Source organism: Bacillus cereus group sp. BfR-BA-01316, from assembly GCF_022664195.1.
Lineage (GTDB): Bacteria > Bacillota > Bacilli > Bacillales > Bacillaceae_G > Bacillus_A.
In genome coordinates, this window is sequence record NZ_JAKUGX010000127.1 from 1 (window position 1) to 226 (window position 226).

Consider the following 226-nt stretch of genomic DNA (forward strand, 5'->3'; position numbering starts at 1 on the left):
CATAGTCTCACCAAACGTATCAAAAGAAAGTGTTATGATCCCGCAAGCAATACCGCCTAATATTCAAGTACCGAACATAATGCCAATAATGGATAACAATCAAATGCCAAAAATAATGCCGATAATGGATAACAATCAAATGCCAAACATGATGCCGATAATGGATAACAATCAAATGCCAAACATGATGCCGATAACGGATAACAATCAAATACCGAACATAATG

At 35.8% G+C, this 226-nt stretch carries 1 pseudogene; it reads left to right on the forward strand.

The annotated features are described in order from the left end of the window. A pseudogene (locus tag MR071_RS25290) lies at positions 1–226 on the forward strand (spore coat protein); the annotation flags it as partial.